This window comes from Microbacterium sp. gxy059 (assembly GCF_050958665.1).
Lineage (GTDB): Bacteria > Actinomycetota > Actinomycetes > Actinomycetales > Microbacteriaceae > Microbacterium.
The window spans coordinates 20,987-43,737 of record NZ_JAMXWT010000026.1 but is presented as its reverse complement, the minus strand read 5'-3'; the positions used below and the strand labels follow the sequence as shown (position 1 = coordinate 43,737).

Below are 22,751 nucleotides of genomic sequence, written 5' to 3'. Positions count from 1 at the left end.
TTCGTATGCTCGGGGCACAGACATCGCCATGGTCGGTCTCAGGATCGGCCGGGCACAATAGGGGAGTGGATATGCCCGCCGACGATCGCAGCGACCGCAACGAGAACCGACCGAGCCGAGACGGTGACGGCGGCTCTCGCTCCTCTTCCTCCTCCCGCGACGAGCGTCGTGATGGTTCGCGCGGAGGCTTCCGCGGCGACGATCGACGGGACGGCCCTCGTCGCCCCGACGCCGGTCGCCCCTCACGAGAGGGCGGGCGTCGGTACGATGATCGCCCCCGTCGCGACGACCGGGGCGGGCATCGGCGCTTCGGCGATCGTCCGCAGCGCGATGGCGGACGTCGGTACGACGATCGCCCCCGTCGCGACGATCGAGGCGGAGAAGGCCGGTACGGCGACCGTCCGCGCCGTGATGACCGCGGGGGAGAACGGCGGTATGGCGATCGTCCGCAGCGCGACGGCGGGCGCCGGTACGATGACCGCCCCCGCCGTGATGACCGAGACGGGGATCGTCGATACTCTTCCTCGGCTCCGCGCGGGGGCAGCCGGCGCGACGATCGGGGCGGGGATCGGCGCTTCGGCGATCGTCCGCAGCGCGACGGCGGGCGTCGGTATGAGGACCGTCCGCGTCGGGATGACCGCGGGGGAGACCGCCGCTACGACGACCGTTGGCAGAATGACCGCCCGGGTGACCGCCCGCAGCGCGACGGTGGACGGCGATACGACGACCGCCCGCGCCGCGACGACCGAGGCGGGGACCGCCGGTTCGGAGATCGCTCCCGCGGGGAGAACCGCGGAGGAGAGCGGCGCTACGACGATCGTCGGCAGAGCGACCGCCCGCAGCGCGACGGCGAGCGTCGGTATGACGACCGTCCGCGCCGTGATGACCGCGGCGGAGACCGCCGCTCCGACGACCGTCGGTATAACGACCGTTCGGGCGACCGCTCGCAGCGCGACGGCGGACGGCGATACGACGACCGCCCGCGCCGCGACGACCGCGGGGGAGAGCGTCGCTCCGACGACCGTCGGCAGCGCGAGCGCCCGGGCGACCGCCCGCAGCGCGACGGCGAGCGTCGGTATGACGACCGTCCGCGTCGTGACGACCGCGGTGGGGACCGCCGGTTCGACCGGGACCGCCCTCGACAGGGAGGCCGGTACGACGACCGCCGCTTTGACGACGGACCCCGTCGGGACGACCGCGGCTCGCGTCCGCCGCAGGAGCAGCGCACGCCGGATCCGCTGCTGCCCGACGAGATCACGCCGAAGGACCTCGCGCCCTCCGCGCGCAACGAGCTGAAGACGCTCAGCGCCGAGAACGCCGAGCGCGTCGCGCGGCATCTCGCGATGGCCGGTCAGGTCATCGACGACGACCCGCAGCTCGCACACGAGCACGCCCTCGCCGCGATGCGGCACGCTGGGCGCGTCGCGGTGGCGCGGGAGACGCTCGCCGTCACGGCGTACGCGATCGGCGACTTCGCGCTCGCGCTGCGCGAGCTGCGCACCTACCGCAGGATCACGGGACGCAACGACCACGTGGCGATGATCGTCGACAGCGAGCGCGGCATCGGGCGTCCCGAGAAGGCGCTCGAGGAGGGCCGCGGCGCGGATCGCGACGCGCTCCCCGTCGCCCAGCGCGTCGAGCTCGCCATCGCGATGTCGGGCGCGCGCCTCGACCTCGGGCAGACGGAGCTCGCCCTGCACGAGCTCGACATCCCCGAGCTCGACCCCGACCGCGCCTACGAGTGGAGCGCGGGGCTGTTCGCCGCCCGCGCGCTGGTGCTCGAGGACCTCGGACGCGGCGACGAGGCGGCCGAGTGGGCGCGTCGCGCGGAGATCGCCGACGCCGTCATCGCCGAGAAGCTGGCGGAGGACGACACGATCCTCGTCGAGGAGATCGCGTTCGCGAGCGACGAGCCGGAGGACGCCTCCGTCTCGCGCGACGCGCACGAGACGGAGGGCGACGTCGTCGACGGGCGGGGGGACCCGTCCGAGGAGGACGCGTCCGCGCAGAGCGCCGCAGACCCGGACGCGAGCGTCGACGTGTCCGCGGCCACGTCGGTGCCGGCCGCCGCGCGGCGGGACGAGCCCGCGGGCGCGGCTCCTGTCGAGGCGCCCTCGGAGGAGACGCCGGAGGACGCTGGCGCGGAGACGCCGGCCGCCGCGCGAGCGGACGACGAGCACGCCCCGATCCGCCCCGTCGCATACGCGGAGGCCGCTCGGGATGAGTCGAGCACGTCGGCGCGCGAGGACGCCCCGTCCGACGACGAGCTCGAGCCGGTCGACGACCAGACGATCGAGGACGAGGTCACGGCGATCCTCGCCGAGGCGGGCATCGCGGACGACGACGCGGCGGGCTCCGCCGCCGACCAGGAGGGATGAGCCGCGACATGCCGCTGTTCGCGAAGAAGACCGGACCCGCGCCGCTCGACGGCGTCGACGTGCTGCTGGCCGACCTCGACGGCATCGTGTACGCCGGGCCGGGCCCGATCCCTCACGCCATCGAGAGCCTCAACCGCGCGCAGGCGGAGGGCCGCCGACTCGGGTACATCACGAACAACGCGTCGCGGACCGACCGGACGGTGGCCGGCCACCTCTCGGATCTCGGCCTCGACGTGGCGCCCGACGACGTGGTGACCAGCCCGCAGGCCGCCGTGCGCCTGCTGGCGGAGAAGGTCGCTCCCGGATCGACGATCCTCGTCGTCGGCGGCGAGGGCCTCGTGGTCGAGCTCGAGAAGGCCGGGTACGTCGTCACCCGCAGCTCGCAGGACTCTCCCGCCGCCGTCGTGCAGGGCTTCAACCCGGACGTCGCGTGGACCGACCTCGCCGAGGCGGCCTTCGCGCTGCAGACCCCGGAGGACGAGGGCGGGATCCCCTGGATCGCGACGAACACCGACTGGACGATCCCCCGCGAGCACGGGGTCGCGCCCGGCAACGGCACGCTCGTGTCCGCCGTGCACACGGCCGTCGGACGCCTCGCGACCGTCGCCGGCAAGCCCCAGGCCCCGATCTTCCACTCGGCCGTGCAGCGCTTCGGGGCGACGAAGCCGCTGTTCCTCGGCGACCGCCTCGACACCGACATCCAGGGAGCACAGGCGGCCGACATCGACTCGGCTCTCGTGCTCACCGGCATCGACCGGCCCAAGCACGTGCTCGCCGCGCCGGAGCACGCGCGCCCCACCTACATCCTCGGCGACCTGCGCGATCTGTTCGAGCCGTACCCCGCCGTGCGCCGCCGGGGCGACGCGACGGTCGTGCGCGACGCCTCCGTGCGCATCGCCGAGAACGGCATCGACGTCGAGATCCTCTCGGAGGGCGACGACGACCTCGACCTGCTCCGTGCCGGAGCGCACGCGATCTGGGCGACCGGGCGGCAGATCTTCGGGTTCCGCGTTCCTGAGCGCCTCTACCACGACCCGTTCCACCGCCCCTGACGCCTATCCTGAGCCCATGAGCGACGACGAGGCGACCACGACGGGCGTCGGATCCCGTCTGCGCGCGATCGAGGAGCGACCGCTCGCCGAGCGCGCCGACGCCTACCAGGAGCTGCTCGAGGACCTGACGACGCGCCTCGACGAGGTCCCCGGGGACGACGCGTCGTGAGCGAGCGTCTCGACGCCGCTCTCGCGGCGCGCGGCCTCGCGCGCTCGCGGACCCATGCGGCGCGGCTCATCGCGGCCGGGAAGGTCGTCGTCGACGGCGTCCCGGCGCGTCGCGCGTCCCTGCGGGTGGGGGAGACGAGCGACCTCGTCGTGCACGACGACGACCCCTACGTCAGCCGCGCCGCTCGCAAGCTGATCGCCGCGCTCGACGCCTTCCCCGTGTCCGTCTCCGGACGCGTGGCGCTCGACATGGGCGCGTCGACCGGCGGGTTCACCCAGGTGCTGCGCGAGCGCGGGGCGGATCCCGTGCTCGCGGTGGACGTCGGACACGGCCAGATCGCGCCGTCCGTCGCCGCCGACCCCGGTGTGCGCGTCGTGGAGGGATACAACGTGCGCTCCATGACGACCGAGTCCCTCGCCGAGGCGACGGGCGTCTCCGAGCGCCCCTCGCTCATCACCGGCGACCTGTCGTTCATCTCGCTGCGGCACGTGCTCCCCGCGGTCGCCGAGATCGCGCCCCCGGACGCCGATGCGATCCTGCTCGTGAAGCCCCAGTTCGAGGTCGGGCGCACGCTCGTCCGCGGGGGCATCGTGACCGATCCGACCGCCCGCGCGGAGGCCGTGCGCGGCGTCTTGCGCGCCGCCCGCGAGGTCGGGTTCGGGACGCTGGGCGTCGCGGGGAGCCCCATCGCGGGCGCGCACGGCAACATCGAGCTCGTCGTGCACCTCGCCCCCGGACGGGGCGCGGACCCGGCCGACTGGGAGCGCGAGATCGTCGCGCACGCCGGCTGACGGACGTCAGCCGCCCCGCGTCTCGAGGCGCGCCACCTGCGCACGCAGCTCCCGCAGCTCGTCCAGGATCCTCTGCGCGTCGCTCTGCTCCTCCTGCTGCAGCTCCGCGGTCTGGATGCGGTTCATCGCCTCGACGACCACCGCGACGAAGAGGTTGAGGAGCACCACCGCGCCGATGAGCGAGAACACGATGAAGTACGCCCACACCCACGGATGCCCGGTCGCGAGGGGCACGACGACATCGCCCCAGCCGTCGCCCATGACGATCCGGTACAGCGACGCGAAGGTGCGCCCGAGATCGCCGTAGTTCTCGGGGTCGAGGGAGGCGAACAGGGTCGTGGAGGCGATCGCGAACACGTAGAGGATCATGAGCAGCAGGCCGCCCATCGACAGGACACCCGGCATCGCGGCCCCGAGCGCGCGGACGACGACGCGCATCGAGCGGACGACCGACAGCAGCCGGAACACGCGCAGCAGCCGCAGCAGGCGGAGCGCGGCGCTCGCCGATCCCGAGGGGATGAGCGCCGCGACCACGACGACGAAGTCGAACACGTTCCAGCCGTCGGCGAAGAACCGCCACCCGAAGGCGTACAGGCGCAGCGCGAGCTCGACCGCGAACACCGCGACCACGACTCCGTTGACGACCGCGAGGAGATCGCCGTGCTCGCGCGTGATCGCCGGGTAGGTCTCGAGACCCAGGATGACGGCGTTGAACACGATCAGGCCGATGATCGAGTGCCGGAACCACGCCCGCTCCACGAGGACGCGCACGGCGGCGCGCGGGCGGGAGACCGGGGCCGTCGCGGAGGCGCTGTTCGTCACGGGAACCCACAGTAGCGACCGCGAAACGCCCTGGCGCACGCCGAGCGTCGGAAGGATCCGACAGAATGGGAGACGCGGCGCCGTGTCAGCGGCGACGCCCGACGTCAGAGGGGGCCGATGAACGCGCGCAGCATCCTGATCGTCGCTCATGCGTATCGCGACGACACGGTCGAGGCGGCCGCCCGCATCGTCGCGATCGTGCGCGAGCAGGGCGCGACGCCCGTCTTCTCGGCCGACGACCGCGAGGAGCTCCAGGCGATCGTCCCCGCCCTGCAGGACGTGCCGCTGCTGCACGACGACGTCCCCCTCGCGGAGATCGACGCCGCGATCGTCCTGGGCGGCGACGGCACCATCCTCCGCGCCGCGGAGCTGGTGCGCGGCGGCACGGCCCCGGTCCTCGGCATCAACATGGGCCACGTCGGCTTCCTCGCGGAGATCGAGCGCGACGACATGGACGACGCTGTGCACCGCGTGCTCGCCGGCGATTACGAGGTCGAGGAGCGCCTCGCCCTCGCCGTGCGCGTGCGCGACCGCACGGGCGAGGTCGTGTACGAGACGTGGGCGCTCAACGAGGCCTCCATCGAGAAGGCGGCTCGCGATCGCATGATCGAGCTCGTGATCGAGGTCGATCGCCGCCCGCTGTCGACCTTCGGAGCCGACGGATGCGTGATCGCGACGCCCACGGGATCCACCGCCTACAGCTTCTCGGCCGGCGGGCCGGTCATCTGGCCGACCGTGGAGGCGATCGCGGTGGTGCCGATCTCGGCGCACGCGCTGTTCGCGCGCCCGCTCGTCGTCGGCCCCGAGCACGCCGTCGCGGTCGAGCTGCAGCACGGCATCGGCGCCGAGGGCGTGCTGTGGTGCGACGGGCGACGCTCGCACCCGCTGCCCGCCGGCGCGCGCGTGTCCGTCAGGCGCTCGGACGACCCGGTGCGGCTCGCGCGGCTGCACCCTGCCGCCTTCACCGACCGCCTCGTGCGCAAGTTCCAGCTTCCCGTGCACGGCTGGCGCGGACCGACGGGCACCGTCATGACCGACGCCGTGAGCATCATCCCGCCCGCGTCGCGGGCGGCCGACGCCGACACCGACGGAGAGGAGCGTTCCTCGTGATCGAGGAGATGCGACTGCACGACCTGGGCGTCATCGCCGAGGCGACCCTGCCGATGGGGCCCGGCTTCACGGCCATCACCGGAGAGACCGGCGCCGGCAAGACCATGGTCGTCACCGGGCTGGGCCTGCTCACCGGGCAGCGGGCCGACAGCGGCGCCGTGCGCTCGGGCGCCAGGCAGGCCGTGGCTGAGGGGATCTGGGTCGTGCCGAGCGAGGGGCGCGTCGCCGATCGCGTGCGCGAGGCCGGGGGAGACCTCGAGCCGATCGACGAGACGACGAGCGAGCTGTACCTCTCGCGCACGATCGCGTCCGGAGGCCGCAGCCGCGCGAGCGCGGGCGGACGCGCGGCGCCCGCCGCCGTGCTCTCGGATCTCGCGGAGCACCTCGTCGCCGTGCACGGCCAGACCGACCAGCTGCGCCTGCGCTCGCAGGCCGCGCAGCGCGACGCCCTCGACCGCTTCGGCGGCGACGAGACGTCCGGCGCGCTCGCCGCCTATCGTGACGCGTTCGACCGCTGGGGTGCGCTCGACCGCGAGCTCACCCGGCTCGTGAACGACCGCGACATCCGGCGGGCCGAGGCCGAGGTCCTCCGGGCGCAGATCGCCGAGATCGAGGCGGTCGCGCCCGAACCGGGCGAGGACGAGCAGCTGACGGCGCGCGCCGAGCGGCTCGCCAACGCCGAGGAGCTGCGGGCGAACGCCCTCCTGGCGCGCGAGGCGCTGTCGAGCGAGGAGGAGCAGCCCGACGTCTCGACGATCCTCGCCGACGCGAAGCGCGCCCTCGACCGGGTGACGGATCCATCGCTGGAGGCCATCGCGACGCAGCTCGCCGACCTCACCTACCGCGCCGGGGACCTCGCCGTCGAGCTGTCGGGGTTCCTCGCCGACCTCGACGAGCAGGGGCCGCAGGAGCTCGCCGTCGTCGAGGAGCGGCGCGCCGCGCTCGGACAGCTCGTGCGCCAGCACGGATCGCTCGACCGGGCGATCGAGCTGCTCGAGACGGGATCCGCCCGGCTCGCCGAGCTCGACGACGACGGGGAGCGCGCCGAGCGCCTCGCCGGCGAGCGCGACGCGGCGCGCGCCGACCTCGACCGGGAGGCCGCCCGCCTCACCGCGGCGCGCACGGCGGCCGCCGCGCGGCTGGGCGACGCCGCGACCGACGAGCTGCACGCCCTCGCCATGCCCGATGCGAGGCTCGTCGTCGAGGTCTCGCCCGGCGCCGAGACCGCGCACGGGCGCGACGAGGTGTCGTTCCTCCTCGCCCCGCACCCGGGCGCCGAGCCGCGGCCGGTCGCGAAGGGCGCGTCGGGGGGAGAGCTCAGCCGCGTCATGCTGGCGATCGAGGTCGTCGTCGCCGCGACCGACCCCGTGCCCACCTTCATCTTCGACGAGGTCGACGCGGGCATCGGCGGCGCCGCCGCGATCGAGGTGGGGCGCCGCCTCGCGACGCTCGCTGAGAGCGCGCAGGTGATCGCGGTGACGCACCTCGCGCAGGTCGCGGCGTTCGCGAACAACCACCTGAGCGTCGTGAAGTCGAGTGACGGATCCATCACCGCGTCGAGCGTCACGCGGCTCGAGGGAGCCGACCGCGAGGCCGAGATGGCGCGCCTGCTGTCGGGGCTCGCCGACAGCGACGCGGCGCTCACCCACGCGCGCGAGCTGCTCGCGCTCGGGGGAGCGGCCTGATCCCTCGGCGAGGCGGGACGCGTGCCCTATGCTCGTCGTCACAGTCCATTCCCAGTGCGCCGATGCGGCGCGCCCAGGCGGAACCGCACGATGAGCGTTAGGATTAAAGCCCGTGATGCAGACTTCTGACGCGGACGGCCTCGAGACCACCAAGCACATCTTCGTGACGGGCGGTGTCGTCTCCTCGCTCGGGAAGGGCCTGACGGCCGCCAGCCTCGGAAACCTCCTGACGGCCCGCGGTCTGCACGTGGTCATGCAGAAGCTCGACCCGTACCTCAACGTCGACCCGGGAACGATGAACCCGTTCCAGCACGGCGAGGTCTTCGTCACCGACGACGGCGCCGAGACCGACCTCGACATCGGCCACTACGAGCGCTTCCTCGACATCAGCCTGTCGGCCGCCGCGAACGTCACGACCGGTCAGGTCTACTCGCAGGTCATCGCCCGCGAGCGTCGCGGCGAGTACCTCGGCGACACGGTGCAGGTCATCCCGCACATCTCGGACGAGATCAAGCGCCGCATGCGCCTGCAGGCGGAGGACGACCCCAAGCCCGACGTGATCATCACCGAGGTGGGAGGCACGGTCGGCGACATCGAGTCGCAGCCGTTCCTCGAGTCCGCCAGGCAGATCCGCCACGAGCTGGGCCGCGACAACGTGTTCTTCGTGCACGTCTCGCTCGTGCCGTTCATGGGCGCCTCGGGCGAGCAGAAGACGAAGCCGACCCAGCACTCCGTCGCGGCGCTGCGCCAGGTCGGCATCCAGCCCGACGCGCTCGTGCTGCGCAGCGACCGCCCCGTGACCGAGGGCAACCTCAACAAGATCGCGCTCATGTGCGACGTCGACGCCGAGGGCGTCGTCAACACCGTCGACCTGCCGAGCATCTACGACATCCCGTCCACGCTCAACACGCAGGGCCTCGACAGCTACATCGTGCGCAAGCTCGGCCTCGACAAGGCCTCGGACGAGGTCGACTGGAGCCGCTGGCAGAAGGTGCTCGACGCCGTGCACCACCCCAAGCACGAGGTCACGATCGGCCTCGTCGGCAAGTACATCGACCTCCCCGACGCGTACCTGTCGGTCACCGAGGCCATCAAAGCGGGCGGCTTCGCGCACGACGCGAAGGTCACGATCCGCTGGATCGCCTCCGACCTGTGCGAGACGCCGGAGGGCGCGAAGGAGCAGCTCGCGGAACTCGACGGCATCTGCGTGCCGGGCGGGTTCGGCATCCGCGGCATCGAGGGCAAGCTCGGCGCGCTGCGCTTCGCGCGCGAGCAGGGCATCCCCACGCTCGGGCTGTGCCTCGGCCTGCAGTGCATGGTCATCGAATACGCGCGCAGCGTCGCCGGCATCGAGGGCGCCTCGTCGAGCGAGTTCGACCCCGACACCGAGGCCCCGGTCATCGCGACGATGGCCGAGCAGGTCGACATCCTCGACGGCGGCGACCTGGGCGGCACGATGCGCCTCGGCCTGTACCCGGCGGCGCTCGCCGAGGGGTCGCTCGCCGCAGAGGTCTACGGATCGACCGCCGTGCAGGAGCGCCACCGTCACCGATACGAGGTGAACAACCGCTACCGCGACCGCATCGCGGAGGCGGGCCTGACGTTCTCGGGGATCAACCCCGAGCTCGACCTCGTCGAGTTCGTCGAGCTGCCGCGCGAGCAGCACCCGTACTACATCGCCACGCAGGCGCACCCCGAGCTGCGTTCGCGCCCGACCGAGGCGCACCCCCTGTTCCGCGGGCTCGTCGGCGCCGCCCTCGAGCGCCGCCGGTCGAGCGAGCTGTTCGAGGTCGCCGAGTGACGAACGATCTGCGCGACGAGCCGTTCGACGTCGAGGTCTCGTCGTCGGAGCTCGTCTACCGGGGGTACGTGTGGGACGTGCGCGAGGACCGCTTCGCGTACGGCGACGAGGAGCTCGTGCGCCACTACGTCGACCACACGGGCGCCGTCGCGATCGTCGCGATGGACGACGACGGGCGGATCCTGCTGATCCAGCAGTACCGGCACCCGATCCGCTCTCGCGACTGGGAGATCCCGGCCGGCCTGCTCGACGTCGAGGGCGAGGATCCCCGCGACGCCGCGCGGCGCGAGCTCGCGGAGGAGGCCGATCTCGAGGCCGAGCACTGGGCCGACCTCGGCACGTTCGCGCTCACTCCCGGCGGGAGCACCGAGACGATCCGGATCTTCCTCGCGACAGGGCTCTCGGCGACCCCGGAGGCCTTCGCCCGCGAGGGCGAGGAGGCCGACATCCGCCTCGCCTGGGTTCCCCTCGACGAGGCGGTGCACGCGGTGACGGAGGGGCGCGTGCACAACGCGGCCATGGTGCTCGGCATCATGCTGGCGGCCGAACGGCGACGCGCCGGGGCGTGACGTGCGTCTCGAGCGCGCGGTCGACGCCTACCTGCGGCACATCGCGATCGAGCGCGGTCTGAGCGACCACACGGTCGCCGCCTATCGTCGCGACCTCGCCCGCTACGCGGCGTGGCTCGCGGAGCGGGACGTCGCCGAGGTCGCGGACGTGACGCCGCGGCTCGTCGAGGACTTCGCGGCCGAGCAGGCGCGTCAGGATCCGCCGCCCGCCGCGTCGTCGCTCGCCCGCCTGCAGTCGTCGGTGCGGGGGCTGCACCGGTTCCTCGCGCGCGAGGGCGTCGTCGCGGAGGATCCCACGGCGCGTCTCGCGCCGCCCCGTCAGGCGCAGCGGCTGCCGAAGGCCCTCACGATCGATCAGGTCGAGCGCCTGCTGCAGGCGCCGTCTCCCGACGAGCCGATCGGGATCCGCGATCGCGCGCTGCTCGAGCTGCTGTACGCGACGGGCGCCCGCGTGAGCGAGGTCGTCTCCCTCGACGTCGACGACATGGCCGCGGGCGACGTGCTGCGGCTGCGCGGCAAGGGATCCAAGGAGCGGATCGTGCCGGTCGGGTCGTATGCGCAGGGCGCGGTCGACGCCTACCTGACCCGCGTGCGGCCGGGTCTCGCCTCCCGAGGGACGTCGACGCCCCGCCTGTTCCTCGGGGCGCGCGGCGCGCCGCTGTCTCGCCAGAGCGCGTGGCTCGTGCTGCAGCGGGCGGCGGAGACGGCGGGGCTCACGGCGCACGTCTCTCCGCACACGCTGCGGCACTCGTTCGCGACGCACCTGCTGCAGGGCGGCGCCGACGTGCGCGTCGTGCAGGAGCTGCTCGGCCACGCCTCGGTCGCGACGACGCAGATCTACACCCACGTCACGGCCGACGTGCTGCGCGACATGTATCAGTCGGCGCACCCTCGGGCCGTCTGATGGGGCTCTCCCGATCGGGGGATGTGGATGGGGTCCGGAATCTGCCAGGATCGGGGTGGACAGGCGCGGTGCGCGACCCGCTATAGTCGGAAACGAAAATGTTTACCGAGTAAGGAAGAACATGCGTCTCCAGCGCCCGCTCATCGTCATCGCCGCCGCGGCGCTCGCCGCATCGACGCTCGCCTCCTGCAGCCAGGGCGGAGGAGATGAGCTGACCTACGAGGACTCCCCGCTCAGCGAGTACTTCGGCGCCGCCGACCTCGCGGAGCAGTCGGAGGAGGAGATGCAGGCGGAGGCCGAGGCGCAGGAGCGCGAGGTCGAGGACGCCGTCGCCGCCTGCATGCAGGACGAGGGCTTCGAGTACATCCCCAACCCCGCGCAGGTCTCGGTCGGCGGATCCGACGACGTCGTGTGGGAGCCCGACTCCCGCGACTGGGTCGAGCAGTACGGGTACGGCATCTTCAACGACCCGTGGATGGACCAGAACGGAGACGAGCCCGTCGACGAGGGCGAGTACGAGGAGTACGTCGACCCGAACCAGGACTACGTCGAAGCGCTGTCGGACTCCGAGCGCGAGGCGTACGAGCGCACGCTCTGGGGCGAGGAGGTCCCGGAAGAGGCCTACGACGATCCGGACTTCGACTACAACAGCGTCGACCGCGGCTGCTACGGCACGGCCTCCGACGAGGTCTACGGATCGAGCGCCGTCTACGACGAGTTCGAGCCCCTGATGGACAAGATGAACGAGCTGTACGAGCAGGTGCAGTCGAGCGACCAGATGGTCGAGCTCGACGCCGCGTGGGCCTCGTGCATGGCCGACGCCGGGTTCCCTGGCTACCGGACGCAGGTCGAGGCGAGCGACGCGTTCTACGAGAAGCAGAACGCGTTCTGGGAGGAGCAGGAGGAGATCGGCGCCGACCTCGACTGGGAGACGGCGACCGAGGAGGAGATCGCCGAGTACGAGCGGCTCCTGGAGGAGACCGACCCGAGCGGCACGCCCGAGTGGGAGGCCGCGGGCGAGGAGGAGATCAAGACGGCGCTCGCCGACCTCGACTGCCGCGAGGAGACCGACTACAACGACGAGAGCCTGAAGGCCCAGTTCGCTCTCGAGGAGCAGTTCATCGCCGACAACGAGGCCGAGCTCGAGGCGTTCCGCGCCGCGATGGAGCAGGCAGGCTGACGCGCGGTGCTCGGCAGGAGGAAGAGGCGCGAGGAGAGCGCCGACGTCGAGGACGTCATCGACCTGGTCCCCGCTGACGGGGTGTACGAGGAGGCCGAGACGGCCGAGCTCGCTGCGCGCGACGACGCCGCTCCGGCGGAGGGGGCTGCCGGGAAGGCGCCGAGCGGGTGGGGGCGCGTGCTGCGGGCGAACCGTCCGCTGTGGATCACCGCCATCGTCGCGGTCGTGGCCCTCGCGGGAGGCGTCGCCCTCGGGCACTTCGTCGTCTCGCCGCTCGACCGCGCCGCCGGCGAGGGGGCGCCGGAGCCCGGCCTCGTGACGGTGCCCGTCGAATACGGCGAGCTGAGCAACGACGTCACGCTGCGCGGAGACGTCGGCTACGACGACGCCGTGGAGGTGCAGCTCGACACGAGCTCCTTCGAGGGGGCGGCGATCGTGACGGGTCAGGTGCCCGAGGAGGGGGCGGAGCTCGATGCGCTCTCCGTCGCTCTCGAGGTGACGGGACGGCCCGTCATCGTGCTGCCCGGAGACCTGCCCGCCTACCGCAATCTGCGCGTGGGCGTCGCAGGCCCCGACGTCGTGCAGCTGAAGAAGGCGCTCGCCGCGGTCGGCATCGACGCCGGCGACCCGGAATCCGACGTGTTCGACGCGGCGACGGCGAACGGCGTCGGCGCCCTCTACACGGAGGTCGGCTACCCGGCCCCGGAGCCCGAGGAGGGCGCGGACGACGCCGTGCGCGCCGCGGAGGAGGAGGTGCGCACGGCTGAGCAGATGGTCGCCGACGCGCGCACCGCGCTCGATCAGGCGCAGCGAGGCCCCTCCGCCGTGGAGGTCCGCGAGGCGGACAACCAGATCGCGAGCATCTGGCGCCAGATCAAGGAGGCGGAGCGTGCGGGGGAGGGCTCCGCCGACCTGCGGGACCAGCTCGCGGTCGCGCAGCTGCAGCGGCAGGAGCTCGACGCGCCCCGCGACGCCGGCGCGGAGCAGTCCGCGCTCGACAGCGCCGTGCGCGGCGTCGAGACGGCGAACGAGGATCTCGCCGCCGCTCGGGAGGCGGCCCTGCCGTATCTCCCGGCGAGCGAGGTGCTGTTCCTGGAGGAGCTGCCCCGACGCGTCGACTCGATCGGCGTCAAGCGGGGCTCGAGCCTCGAAGCGGCGGCGATGACCGTCTCGGGTGCGACCGTGCAGCTGTCGGGCACCGCGTCCGAGAGCGACGTCGCGCTGCTCGAGGTCGGCGCCGAGGCGACGTTCGACCTGCCGGACGGCGGCACGCACACGGCGACGATCGCCGACATCTCGAAGAGCGACGACGAGGGCCGCACGACCGTGCACTTCGAGCCCGCCCCGCTCGAACCGGAGCAGATGCGCGAGCTGCAGGGCACCAACGTGCGCATCAGCATTCCCGTCGGCGCGACGGACGGCGAGGTGCTCTCCGTGCCCTACGCGGCGCTGACCGCCGGTCCCGGCGGGGAGTCCCGCGTTGAGGTCGTCGACGGCGATCCGCGCGACGGAGAGGACGCCGACACGCGTCTCGTCGTCGTCGAGACGGGGCTCGCCGCCGACGGATACGTCGAGGTGACGCCCGCGGACGGCGAGCTGTCGGAGGGCGACCTCGTGGTGGTGGGCTCGTGACGGCGCCCCTCGTCGAGCTGCGCGACGTCACGCGATCCTTCCCCGGATCGCCCGAGGTGCAGGCGCTCAAGGCGGTGTCGCTCGAGATCGCGGCCGGCGAGTACGTCTCGATCGTCGGGCCGAGCGGATCGGGGAAGTCCACGATGCTCAACATCCTCGGGCTCCTCGACACCCCCACGGTGGGCGAGTACCGGCTCGCCGGCGCGCGCACGGGCGACCTCACGGACGACGAGCGCGCCGCTGTGCGCGCGCAGTTCATCGGATTCGTCTTCCAGTCGTTCCACCTCATGCCGCGCCGGACCGTGCTCGACAACGTGCTCATGCCCATGACCTACAGCGGCGTCCCGCGCGATGAGCGCGAGGACCGCGCCGTGCGGGCGCTCGACGCCGTCGGCCTCGGGCACCGCGCCTCCTTCTTCCCCGGCACCCTCTCCGGCGGCGAGCGGCAGCGCGTGGCGGTCGCCCGCGCGGTCGTGAGCGGCCCGCGTCTGCTGCTGGCCGACGAGCCCACCGGCAGCCTCGACCAGCGCACGTCGGGCGAGATCATGGAGCTGTTCGAGAGCCTGCACGCGGGCGGCCTCACCCTCGTCGTCATCACGCACGACGTCGGCGTCGCCGACCGCGCCGCCCGCACGGTGCGGATCACCGACGGCCGCCTGAGCGAGGCGGCGTGAGCGGCGCTCAGGAGGTCGAGAAGCGGCCGGGACTCTGGCGCCGACTGCGACGGAGGCGGCGCGCCGCCCCGGACGAGGCGCCGTCGTCGGCCGCCGACATGCTGCGGCCCGTCGCGCGCGCGGACCGGTTCTCGGCGAGCGACCTCGTCGCGGAGGCGACGGCCGACATCGGCTCGCGTCCGGGGCGCCTCGTCATGACGATCCTCGGCACGGTGCTCGGCATCGGCTCGCTCGTCGCGACCATCGGCTTCGCGCAGACGGCTTCGGCGCAGATCACGAGCCAGTTCAACGCGGCCGCCTCCACGCAGGTGTCGGTCACCCCGAAGACGACCAAGACGGGGCAGGACGGCGGAACGGGGGCGCTCGGTCGGATCCCGTGGGACGCCCCGGAGCGCCTCGAGCGGCTCGCGGGCGTCGACGACGCTGCCCTCATCTCCGAGGTCGCCCTCGGCGAGAACGGGCAGGTCGCCTCGGTCCCGCTCAACGACCCCTCCGAGGCCGCCTCCGCGCCCCCGCCCATCACCGCGGCCTCCGCGGGCCTCGTCGACGTCGTGCGCGGCGAGCTCCTCACGGGGAGGATGTTCGACGAGGGGCACGACGAGCGCGGCGACCGCGTGGCGGTCCTGGGGGAGCGCGCCGCCTCGCGCCTCAACATCACCCGGGTGGACAGCCAGCCGTCGATCTTCATCGACGGCACCGCGTACGCGGTGATCGGGATCCTGGGAGACACGCAGACCCGCGGCGAGCTGCGCGACCACGTCATCATCCCCTCCGGGGCCGCGCGCGGCGACTTCGGCCTCGCGGTGCCCCAGGAGGCGATCGCGCACATCCGCGTGGGAGCCGGGCCGCAGATCGCCGATCAGGCGCCGCTCGCCCTCGCCACCGAGCACCCCGACACGCTCGAGGTGCGCGCGCCGTCCGCGGGGTCCGAGCTGGGGTCGGCCGTGCAGTCCGACGTGAACGTGCTGTTCCTCATCGTGGGCGCGGTGTCGCTGCTCGCCGGCGGGCTGGGGATCGCGAACGTGACCCTGCTGTCGGTGTCGGAGCGCACGGGGGAGATCGGGCTGCGCCGGGCCCTCGGCGCGACGCGCCGCCAGATCTCCGCCCAGTTCACGGTCGAGTCGATCATCATCGGGCTGCTCGGCGGACTCATCGGCGCGGCGCTGGGCACGCTCGCGGTGGTGGGGATCTCCGCCGTCCAGCAGTGGACGGCCGTCGTGGATCCCCTCGTCGCGGTCGCGGGGATCGTGGTCGGCGCCCTCATCGGCTGGGTGTCGGGCTGGTACCCGGCTCGGCGCGCCGCCCGCATCGAGCCCGTCAGCGCGCTGCGCGGAGAATGACGATCCGCGGCTTCCGGCGATCCTCCGCGCCTCGCGGATAACGAGACGGATACAATCGACCGAGCGTGTCAGGAGGATCATCGGTGGCGAAGCCCCAGAACAAGCCGACGAAGAGCGACGACGTCATCCTCGGCCCCACAGGTCGCCCCTACCGGGGGTTCCCGACCCCCGCGAAGCTCGACCGTCACGGGCCGGCGCGGATCATCGCGCTGTGCAACCAGAAGGGCGGCGTCGGGAAGACGACGACGAGCATCAACCTCGCCGCGTCGCTCGCGGAGTACGGCCGTCGCGTGCTCGCGGTCGACTTCGACCCGCAGGGCGCTCTGTCGGCCGGTCTCGGCATCCAGACGCACGACGTGCCGACGATCTACGACCTCATGCTCGAGCCGAAGCGCGATCCGCACGAGGTCATCGTCGAGAGCGACGTGCCGGGGCTCGACGTGATGCCCGCCAACATCGACCTGTCTGCCGCCGAGGTGCACCTCGTGAACGAGGTCGCGCGCGAGATGACACTCGCCCGCGTGCTGCGCGGCGTCAAGGACGAGTACGACGTCATCCTCATCGACTGCCAGCCGTCGCTCGGTCTGCTCACCGTCAACGCCCTCACGGCCGCGCACGGCGTGCTCATCCCGCTCGAGTGCGAGTTCTTCGCCCTGCGCGGCGTCGCCCTGCTGATCGAGACGATCGAGAAGGTGCAGGACCGACTGAACCCGTCGCTCGAGCTCGACGGCCTGCTCGCGACGATGTACGACCCGCGCACCCTGCACTCGCGCGAGGTGCTCGAGCGCATCGTCGAGACCTTCGGCGACAGGGTGTTCGAGACGGTCATCGGCCGCACCGTGAAGTTCCCCGACGCCTCCGTGTCCGGGGTGCCCATCATCGAGTACGCGCCGGATCACCCTGCCGCCCAGGCGTACCTGCGGTTCGCCCGCGAGCTCGTCGACCGCGGCGCGGTCGCCTGAGCGAGCCCGCCGTGGCCGCGCAGGAGGCGGTCGACCCGGCCGGCGCCGAGGGCCCTCGGGGCGACGAGAGCGGGTTCCGCGTCTCGCTCGAGGGCTTCGACGGCCCCTTCGACCTGCTGCTGAGCCTCATCACGAAGCGCGAGCTCGACGTCACCGAGGTCGCGTTGTCGGCCGTCACCGACGAGTTCCTCTCGTATCTGCGCGACCTGGACGGGCCGGAGGAGCTCGATCAGGCGAGTCAGTTCCTCGTCGTGGCCGCCACGCTGCTCGACATGAAGGTCGCCGGGCTCCTCCCGCAGGGAGAGCTCGTCGACGCGGAGGCCGTCGCGCTGCTCGAGGCGAGGGATCTGCTGTTCGCGCGCCTCCTGCAGTACCGCGCCTTCAAGGAGGTGTCGGGCTGGTTCGCCGAGCGCCTCACGCGCGAGGCGACCAGGCACACCCGCAGCGTCCCCCTCGACGAGAGGCATCGGGCGCGCACGCCCGAGCTGCGCTGGACGCTCACGCCGCAGGACTTCGCGGCGCTCGCCGAGCTGGCGTTCGCGCCGCGCGAGATCCCCACGGTCGGCCTCGAGCACCTGCACGCCCCTCTGGTGTCGATCCGCGAGCAGGCCGCGATCGTGGTCTCCTCGCTGCGCGGCTCGGGCACCGCGACGTTCCGCGAGCTCGTCGCGGGCGCCGACGGCCCGGGCGTCGTCGTGGCGCGCTTCCTGTCCATCCTCGAGCTGTACCGTCACGCCGCCGTGACGTTCGAGCAGCTCGAGCCGCTCGGCGAGCTGACGGTGCGCTGGGTCGCCGAGAGCTGGTCCGACGAGAGCCTCGCCGCGCTGGGAGACGAATATGACCGATGACCCGAGGCAGCTGGAGAAGCGGCTCGAGGCGGTGCTCATCGTCGCCGACGAGCCCATGGGCGTCGTGAGCCTCGCGACCGCGGTCGGCGCGCCCGTCGCCCGCGTGCGCGAGGCGCTCGCCGCGCTCGCCGCCGACTGGAACGGCGAGGGGGCCGGCCCCGAGCGCGGTTTCGAGCTGCGGGAGGTCGCGGGCGGGTGGCGCGTGTACGTGCGGGAGGAGCTGGATCCCCTCATCGCCGAGTACGTGGGCAGCCAGGCGCCGACGCGGCTGTCGCAGGCGGCGCTCGAGACGCTCGCGGTCATCGCCTACAAGCAGCCCGTGACGCGCTCGCAGGTGGCGCAGATCCGCGCGGTGAACGTCGACTCCGTCGTGCGCACGCTGCTGGGGCGCGGCCTCATCACGGAGACGCACGCCGACGCCGAGACGGGCGCCATGCACTACGGGACGACCCCGCTGCTGCTCGAGAAGCTCGGCATCAACCACATCGACGAGCTGCCGCCGATCTCGCCCCTGCTGGACGACGGCGCGGACGGCTTCGACGACCTCGAGGGGATCTGAGCGCGCTCCTCGCGACTCCGGCGTTCGTCACTCCTCGCCGAGGAGCTGCGCGATCCCGTCCCGGAAGCCCGTGACGGGGAAGTCCGGGAACCGCGCGGCGAAGGCCGAGGAGTCGAACACGTTGTCCTGCCGGTAGCGGGGCAGCAGCTCCTCCGCCTCCCGGATCCGGGGGCTCGCGAGCCCGGCGACGCGGAACGTCCACCGCGGCACGACCGTGTACGGGATCCGCCGCCCGGCGACCTCGGACGCCGTGGCGATCATCTCCGCGGAGGAGGGGCGGTGCGGGTCGATCGGGAGGTGCCAGGTGCGTCCGTACGCGTCCGGCGTGTTCCCGATGAGGGCCATGGCGCGGCTCGCGTCTGGCGTCCAGATGAGGCTGCGGCGGGTCGTCGCGCTCAGCGGCACCATGGGCCGCCGTCCTCGTCGGATCCGGTCGAAGACGGCGGACTGGGTGAGGCTCTGCGTGCGGCCGGGGCCGGAGAACTCGGGCGCGCGGCAGATGACCGCGTCGATCGAGCCGGCGGCCATCTCGTCGAGCAGCATCGTCGCCGTCGTCGCGCGCACCGCGGCCTTGCGGCCGGCTCGAACGGCGTGCGCTCGGTCTGCGGCGTCGCGGTGCGCGGGTACATGTAGGTGTCGTCGAAGAAGACGAGCCGGCTGCCGTGCGCGCGGCAGGCCGCGATCGTGTTCTCCATCATGGTGGGGAAGCGCCGTTCCCACAGGTCCGCGTCCATCGGGAGTCCCGCCGTCAGATACGCGACGTCGCTCCCGGCGACCGCGTCGGCGGTGGCGTCGGCGTCGAGGAGATCCGCGGCGATGAGCTGGTCGTCCTCGTGGAGCCGGCGGGGGCGCCTGCTCACGAGCCGGATGTCCGAGGTGAAGGTCCGGCGCAGCTCGCGGGTGAGCTCCTCGGCGATCTGGCCGCCGGCTCCGAGCACTGTCTGCGTGGGTGATTCCGTTCGTCGAGGGGGCGGGTCAGAGCAGATCGGCGACTCTCGCCGCCGTCTCCTTCGCGGATCCGGGGTTCTGGCCGGTGACGAGCCTGCCGTCCACGAGGGCGTAGGAGGCGAAGGGGAGGAGCGCCTTCGAGTAGAGCGCTCCCCGGTCCTTCATCCGCTGCTCGACGTCGTAGGGCACGAGGCGGTCGACGCGGGCGAGCACCTCCTCCCGCCAGGAGAACCCGGTGATCCTGCGCCCCGCGACGAGCGGCGTCCCGTCCGAGAGGGTGGTCTCGAGGAGGCCGCAGTAGCCGTGGCAGACCGCGCCGACGACGCCGCCGCTCTCGAAGATCTCGCGGGTGAGGCGCTGTAGGCCCGTGCTGCCCGGGAAGTCGAACATCACGGCGCGCCCGCCGGTGAAGTAGATCGCGTCGTAGTCGGTCGAGTCGATCTGGTCGGGCGCGGCGGTGCTCTCGAGCAGCGCCATCCGGGCCGGATCCTCGCGCCAGGCGCGGGCGGACCGGTCGTAGCTGGGGAACCTCAGCGATCGCGGCTCGAGCGGCGATCGGCCGCCGGCGGGGCTCACGAGGGTCTGCTCGAAGCCGCGCGACGCGAAGGCGTCCCAGGCGTGGGTCAGCTCGGAGAGCCAGAGCCCCGTGGGGTGGTCGGGGTCGGCGTCGTATCGGTCGACGTTGGTGACGACCGTCAGGATGCGGCGGGTCATGGGGCCCGCGTTTCGGGAAGGGGCGGGAGAACGGCGGCGACGGCCGCGCGCACGCGCTCGTCGACGGCGTCGCGGTCGGCGCTCGGGAGCTTGCCGTCGAGGTGGAGGAAGGCGAGGCCGTGGGCGAGCGACCATCCGGCGGTGGAGAGCGCGACCGGGTCGGAGGCGGGGAACACCGTGCCGACGACCGCGGCGAGGTGCTGGTGCAGGGCGGAGGCCGCGCGCACCCGCTCGTCGTCCTGGTCGTCGCAGGGCTGCCCGAACATGAGCCGGAACAGCGCGGGCCGGCTGAGCGCGAACCTCACGTACCTCACGGCCAGCTCGGCGATCACGGCGGGCGAGGCGGGCTCCTGCCGGAGACCCGCGAGGTCGTCCATGAGCTCGCGCAGGCCGTGGACGGCGAGGGCCGACTCCAGCTCCTCGCGGTCGGAGAAGTGCCGGTACGGCGCGCCCGCGGAGACGCCGGCCCTGCGGGCGAGAGCGCGCAGGGAGAACGGCTCTCCGGCCTCCAGCATCTCCAGGGCGGCGCGGAGCAGGGCGGCGCGGAGATCGCCGTGGTGGTATCCGGAGCGGGCGGGGGCCGGGTCCATCGCGTCCTCCTCGCGAAGTGAACGATGCTTACATTATCACCGTCGGGCGCGAGCGGGTCGTTCCGCACGGGGCCTGGCGATCGCCTCCGCCGATGGGTAGCGTGCCGAACGGGGAGGGGTGAAGGAGCCGCGCGACAGGGAGGTCGATCCGCATGTCACCGTTCCCCCGGGCCGAGAGCGCCCGATCCCGCTTCCCGCGAAGCGCACTCGCCGTCCCGGCGCTCGCCGCCGTGATCCTCCTCGCCGGCTGCCAGGGCGATCCGGCGCCGGATCCGGATCCGACGGCGTCGCCGTCGGAGGAGCAGACGGCGCCCGAGGGCGAGGAGTGCTCGGGGCTCACCGGCGAGGAGGCCGCCGAGCGGTGGGCGGGCGACGTGCCGCCCCCTCAGGTCGATCCGGCGATGACGTGGGACGTCGGCGCCGCGGCGACGGACGGGTACGACGAATGCGCCGCCCTGTCGTGGATCGTGCTCCCCGTCGAGGGCGCGACGGCGTCGTCGCCCTTCCAGATCATGCTCTTCCACTCCGGCGAGTACCTCGGCACGACGACCGAGGACGCCTACGGGTTCGAGCCCGCCGTGGAGCGCGCCGACGACGCCGAGATCGCGGTCACCTACCCGTGGCTCCGCGAGGGCGACCCGAACGCCGAGCCGAGCGGATCGTCGACGGCGGTGTTCGCGTGGGACGAGGAGAGCGGATCCGTCGTCATGTCGGGGGAGGTGCCGCCCGAGCAGCCAGGCGCGTCGGAGCCCGCCGCGATCCCGAGCTCCTGCGACGCCGTGCTGACCGACGAGCTGCGGGCCGAGCTCGCCGAGTACCCGCTGACCGAGACCGTCGAGACCGAGCACCTGGAGTGCCACTGGGCTCCGGAGGGCGCGGACACGACCTCCCTCTCCACGGTGATCACGCGCGTGAACGACGACGAGGCGCAGGGCACCATCGACGAGCTGGGCGACCAGGAGGGCTTCGACTGCTCCGAGAGCGCGGCCGGCACCCGCTGCGAGAAGACGTGGGACAACGAGATGTATCCCGTCGTCGACGGTCGCACCGTGTTCCTCGGGCGCTCCGTGCTCATCGACACGAAGTACTCCAACCTCGCTCCGGAGGGATACACCGACAGCATCGTCGCGGCGATCTTCGGCGGCTGACCGCATCGAGCCCGGCGTCTCCTGCGTCCGACCAGGTGGATCCGTCATGATGGGGGGATGCCTGAGAACGAGACCGCGCCCGAGGGCGTGCGCCTGCAGAAGGTGCTCGCGAACGCCGGGGTCGCATCGCGCCGCGTGTCGGAGAACCTCATCGCCGACGGGCGCGTGCGGGTCAACGGCACGACGGTGACCGAGCTCGGCACGCGCATCGATCCCGAGACCGACCTCGTCGACGTCGACGGGCAGGCCGTGCAGCTCGACACGACGAAGCGCTACGTCATGCTCAACAAGCCCACGGGCGTCGTCAGCTCCATGCGCGACGACCAGGGACGCCGCGACCTGCGCGAGTTCGCGAGCGACTGGGACGAGCGCATCTACAACGTCGGGCGCCTCGACGCCGACACCTCGGGCCTCCTCGTGCTGACCAACGACGGCGAGCTCGCGAACGTGCTCGCCCACCCCCGCTACGGCGTCACGAAGGTGTACATCGCGAAGGTGAAGGGGTCGGTCAACCCCGCGACGATCGCCCGCCTCACGCGCGGCGTCGAGCTCGAGGACGGGCCGATCCGCGCCGACAAGGCGCGCCTGCTCGACGCGTCCCGCGGATCGAGCCTCGTCGAGCTCACCCTGCACTCGGGGCGCAACCGCATCGTGCGCCGCATGATGGCGGAGGTGGGGCACCCCGTCACGGAGCTCGTGCGCCGCCAGTTCGGGCCGCTGCACCTGGGAACGCTCCCGATCGGGCGCGCCCGCGAACTCGATAAGGTGGAGCGCGGCGCGCTCCTCACCCTCGCGCGCCAGGCCACCCAGGACCCGTCCGAGACCGGCGCCCCGCCCGCGGGGGAGAAGGAGGGCTCGTGACCGAGCGCACCCCT

23 protein-coding genes and 1 pseudogene are annotated in these 22,751 nt (G+C 72.8%); 18 read left to right on the top strand and 6 right to left on the bottom strand.

Annotated elements, in window-relative coordinates; all coding sequences use genetic code 11:
• Nucleotides 1-242 precede the first annotated feature (242 nt).
• A complete protein-coding gene (locus NHL53_RS13090; RefSeq protein WP_433777312.1) occupies nt 243-1,385 on the bottom strand; it encodes a hypothetical protein in 1,143 nt (380 codons plus the stop codon).
• Between NHL53_RS13090 and NHL53_RS13085 the strand changes: the two genes are divergently transcribed.
• Genes NHL53_RS13085 through NHL53_RS13070 form a run of 4 tightly spaced genes read left to right on the top strand, consistent with a single transcriptional unit; the run spans nt 1,344 to nt 4,390 of the window.
• A complete protein-coding gene (locus tag NHL53_RS13085) occupies nt 1,344-2,378 on the top strand; it encodes a hypothetical protein (RefSeq protein ID WP_433777311.1) in 1,035 nt (344 codons plus the stop codon). The genes NHL53_RS13090 and NHL53_RS13085 overlap by 42 nt on opposite strands.
• A gap of 8 nt (nt 2,379-2,386) precedes the next feature.
• On the top strand, nt 2,387-3,430 hold the full coding sequence (locus NHL53_RS13080) for an HAD-IIA family hydrolase (RefSeq protein ID WP_433777315.1): 1,044 nt from the start codon (nt 2,387-2,389) through the stop codon (nt 3,428-3,430).
• 16 nt (nt 3,431-3,446) lie between these two features.
• Nucleotides 3,447-3,599, top strand: coding sequence for a hypothetical protein (locus tag NHL53_RS13075; protein WP_433777310.1), 153 nt, complete (start codon nt 3,447-3,449; stop codon nt 3,597-3,599).
• Entirely contained in the window at nt 3,596-4,390 is a 795-nt protein-coding gene (locus tag NHL53_RS13070) for a TlyA family RNA methyltransferase (RefSeq protein WP_433777309.1), read from the top strand. Before NHL53_RS13075 ends, NHL53_RS13070 begins: the two co-directional genes overlap by 4 nt.
• A 6-nt stretch (nt 4,391-4,396) precedes the next feature.
• Here the strand turns inward: NHL53_RS13070 and NHL53_RS13065 are convergent, their stop codons facing one another.
• Nucleotides 4,397-5,212, bottom strand: coding sequence for an ion transporter (locus tag NHL53_RS13065; RefSeq protein ID WP_433777308.1), 816 nt, complete (start codon nt 5,210-5,212; stop codon nt 4,397-4,399).
• Nucleotides 5,213-5,329: 117 nt separating this feature from the next.
• On the opposite strand from NHL53_RS13065, the gene NHL53_RS13060 reads away from it, so the two are divergent.
• The 12 genes from NHL53_RS13060 to scpB all read left to right on the top strand — a co-directional run bounded on the left by NHL53_RS13060 (nt 5,330) and on the right by scpB (nt 18,476).
• Nucleotides 5,330-6,322 carry an NAD kinase gene (locus NHL53_RS13060; RefSeq protein WP_433777307.1) on the top strand — a complete coding sequence of 331 codons (993 nt, stop codon included), beginning with the start codon at nt 5,330-5,332 and terminating at the stop codon, nt 6,320-6,322.
• Complete coding sequence (gene recN, locus NHL53_RS13055) at nt 6,319-8,007, top strand: DNA repair protein RecN (RefSeq protein ID WP_433777306.1); 1,689 nt, start codon at nt 6,319-6,321, stop codon at nt 8,005-8,007. Before NHL53_RS13060 ends, recN begins: the two co-directional genes overlap by 4 nt.
• Nucleotides 8,008-8,122: 115 nt before the next feature.
• Nucleotides 8,123-9,808 carry a CTP synthase gene (locus NHL53_RS13050; protein WP_433777305.1) on the top strand — a complete coding sequence of 562 codons (1,686 nt, stop codon included), beginning with the start codon at nt 8,123-8,125 and terminating at the stop codon, nt 9,806-9,808.
• Nucleotides 9,805-10,377, top strand: coding sequence for an NUDIX domain-containing protein (locus NHL53_RS13045; protein ID WP_433777304.1), 573 nt, complete (start codon nt 9,805-9,807; stop codon nt 10,375-10,377). The genes NHL53_RS13050 and NHL53_RS13045 overlap by 4 nt, the downstream gene beginning before the upstream one ends.
• A 1-nt stretch (nt 10,378) precedes the next feature.
• Nucleotides 10,379-11,281, top strand: a complete 903-nt coding sequence (xerD, locus tag NHL53_RS13040) for a site-specific tyrosine recombinase XerD (protein ID WP_433777302.1) — start codon at nt 10,379-10,381, stop codon at nt 11,279-11,281.
• Nucleotides 11,282-11,402: 121 nt separating this feature from the next.
• A complete protein-coding gene (locus NHL53_RS13035) occupies nt 11,403-12,461 on the top strand; it encodes a hypothetical protein (protein ID WP_433777301.1) in 1,059 nt (352 codons plus the stop codon).
• A gap of 6 nt (nt 12,462-12,467) precedes the next feature.
• The gene (locus tag NHL53_RS13030; RefSeq protein ID WP_433777300.1) at nt 12,468-14,093 is read left to right on the top strand and encodes a hypothetical protein; all 1,626 of its coding nucleotides are present in this window, start codon (nt 12,468-12,470) and stop codon (nt 14,091-14,093) included.
• Entirely contained in the window at nt 14,090-14,767 is a 678-nt protein-coding gene (locus NHL53_RS13025) for an ABC transporter ATP-binding protein (RefSeq protein WP_433777299.1), read from the top strand. Before NHL53_RS13030 ends, NHL53_RS13025 begins: the two co-directional genes overlap by 4 nt.
• Entirely contained in the window at nt 14,764-16,107 is a 1,344-nt protein-coding gene (locus NHL53_RS13020) for an ABC transporter permease (RefSeq protein ID WP_433777298.1), read from the top strand. The genes NHL53_RS13025 and NHL53_RS13020 overlap by 4 nt, the downstream gene beginning before the upstream one ends.
• A gap of 83 nt (nt 16,108-16,190) precedes the next feature.
• Nucleotides 16,191-17,069 carry a ParA family protein gene (locus NHL53_RS13015; RefSeq protein ID WP_433777297.1) on the top strand — a complete coding sequence of 293 codons (879 nt, stop codon included), beginning with the start codon at nt 16,191-16,193 and terminating at the stop codon, nt 17,067-17,069.
• An 11-nt stretch (nt 17,070-17,080) separates the two neighbouring features.
• On the top strand, nt 17,081-17,917 hold the full coding sequence (locus NHL53_RS13010) for a segregation and condensation protein A (protein ID WP_433777295.1): 837 nt from the start codon (nt 17,081-17,083) through the stop codon (nt 17,915-17,917).
• Nucleotides 17,907-18,476 carry an SMC-Scp complex subunit ScpB gene (gene scpB, locus NHL53_RS13005; RefSeq protein WP_433777294.1) on the top strand — a complete coding sequence of 190 codons (570 nt, stop codon included), beginning with the start codon at nt 17,907-17,909 and terminating at the stop codon, nt 18,474-18,476. Before NHL53_RS13010 ends, scpB begins: the two co-directional genes overlap by 11 nt.
• Before the next feature lie 27 nt (nt 18,477-18,503).
• Here the strand turns inward: scpB and NHL53_RS13000 are convergent, their stop codons facing one another.
• From NHL53_RS13000 to NHL53_RS12985, 4 genes and pseudogenes are all read right to left on the bottom strand, one after another.
• Nucleotides 18,504-19,040, bottom strand: coding sequence for a hypothetical protein (locus NHL53_RS13000; protein WP_433777316.1), 537 nt, complete (start codon nt 19,038-19,040; stop codon nt 18,504-18,506).
• A 74-nt stretch (nt 19,041-19,114) separates the two neighbouring features.
• A pseudogene (locus NHL53_RS12995) lies at nt 19,115-19,414 on the bottom strand (NAD(P)H-binding protein); the annotation flags it as partial.
• 37 nt (nt 19,415-19,451) lie between these two features.
• Nucleotides 19,452-20,138, bottom strand: coding sequence for a type 1 glutamine amidotransferase domain-containing protein (locus tag NHL53_RS12990; protein WP_433777293.1), 687 nt, complete (start codon nt 20,136-20,138; stop codon nt 19,452-19,454).
• The gene (locus tag NHL53_RS12985; protein ID WP_433777292.1) at nt 20,135-20,728 is read right to left on the bottom strand and encodes a TetR/AcrR family transcriptional regulator; all 594 of its coding nucleotides are present in this window, start codon (nt 20,726-20,728) and stop codon (nt 20,135-20,137) included. The genes NHL53_RS12990 and NHL53_RS12985 overlap by 4 nt, the downstream gene beginning before the upstream one ends.
• A gap of 152 nt (nt 20,729-20,880) precedes the next feature.
• On the opposite strand from NHL53_RS12985, the gene NHL53_RS12980 reads away from it, so the two are divergent.
• Nucleotides 20,881-21,876: an LppP/LprE family lipoprotein gene (locus tag NHL53_RS12980; RefSeq protein ID WP_433777291.1), complete on the top strand. Its 996-nt coding sequence runs from the start codon at nt 20,881-20,883 to the stop codon at nt 21,874-21,876.
• A gap of 57 nt (nt 21,877-21,933) precedes the next feature.
• Entirely contained in the window at nt 21,934-22,737 is an 804-nt protein-coding gene (locus tag NHL53_RS12975; RefSeq protein ID WP_433777289.1) for a pseudouridine synthase, read from the top strand.
• Nucleotides 22,738-22,751: the final 14 nt, after the last annotated feature.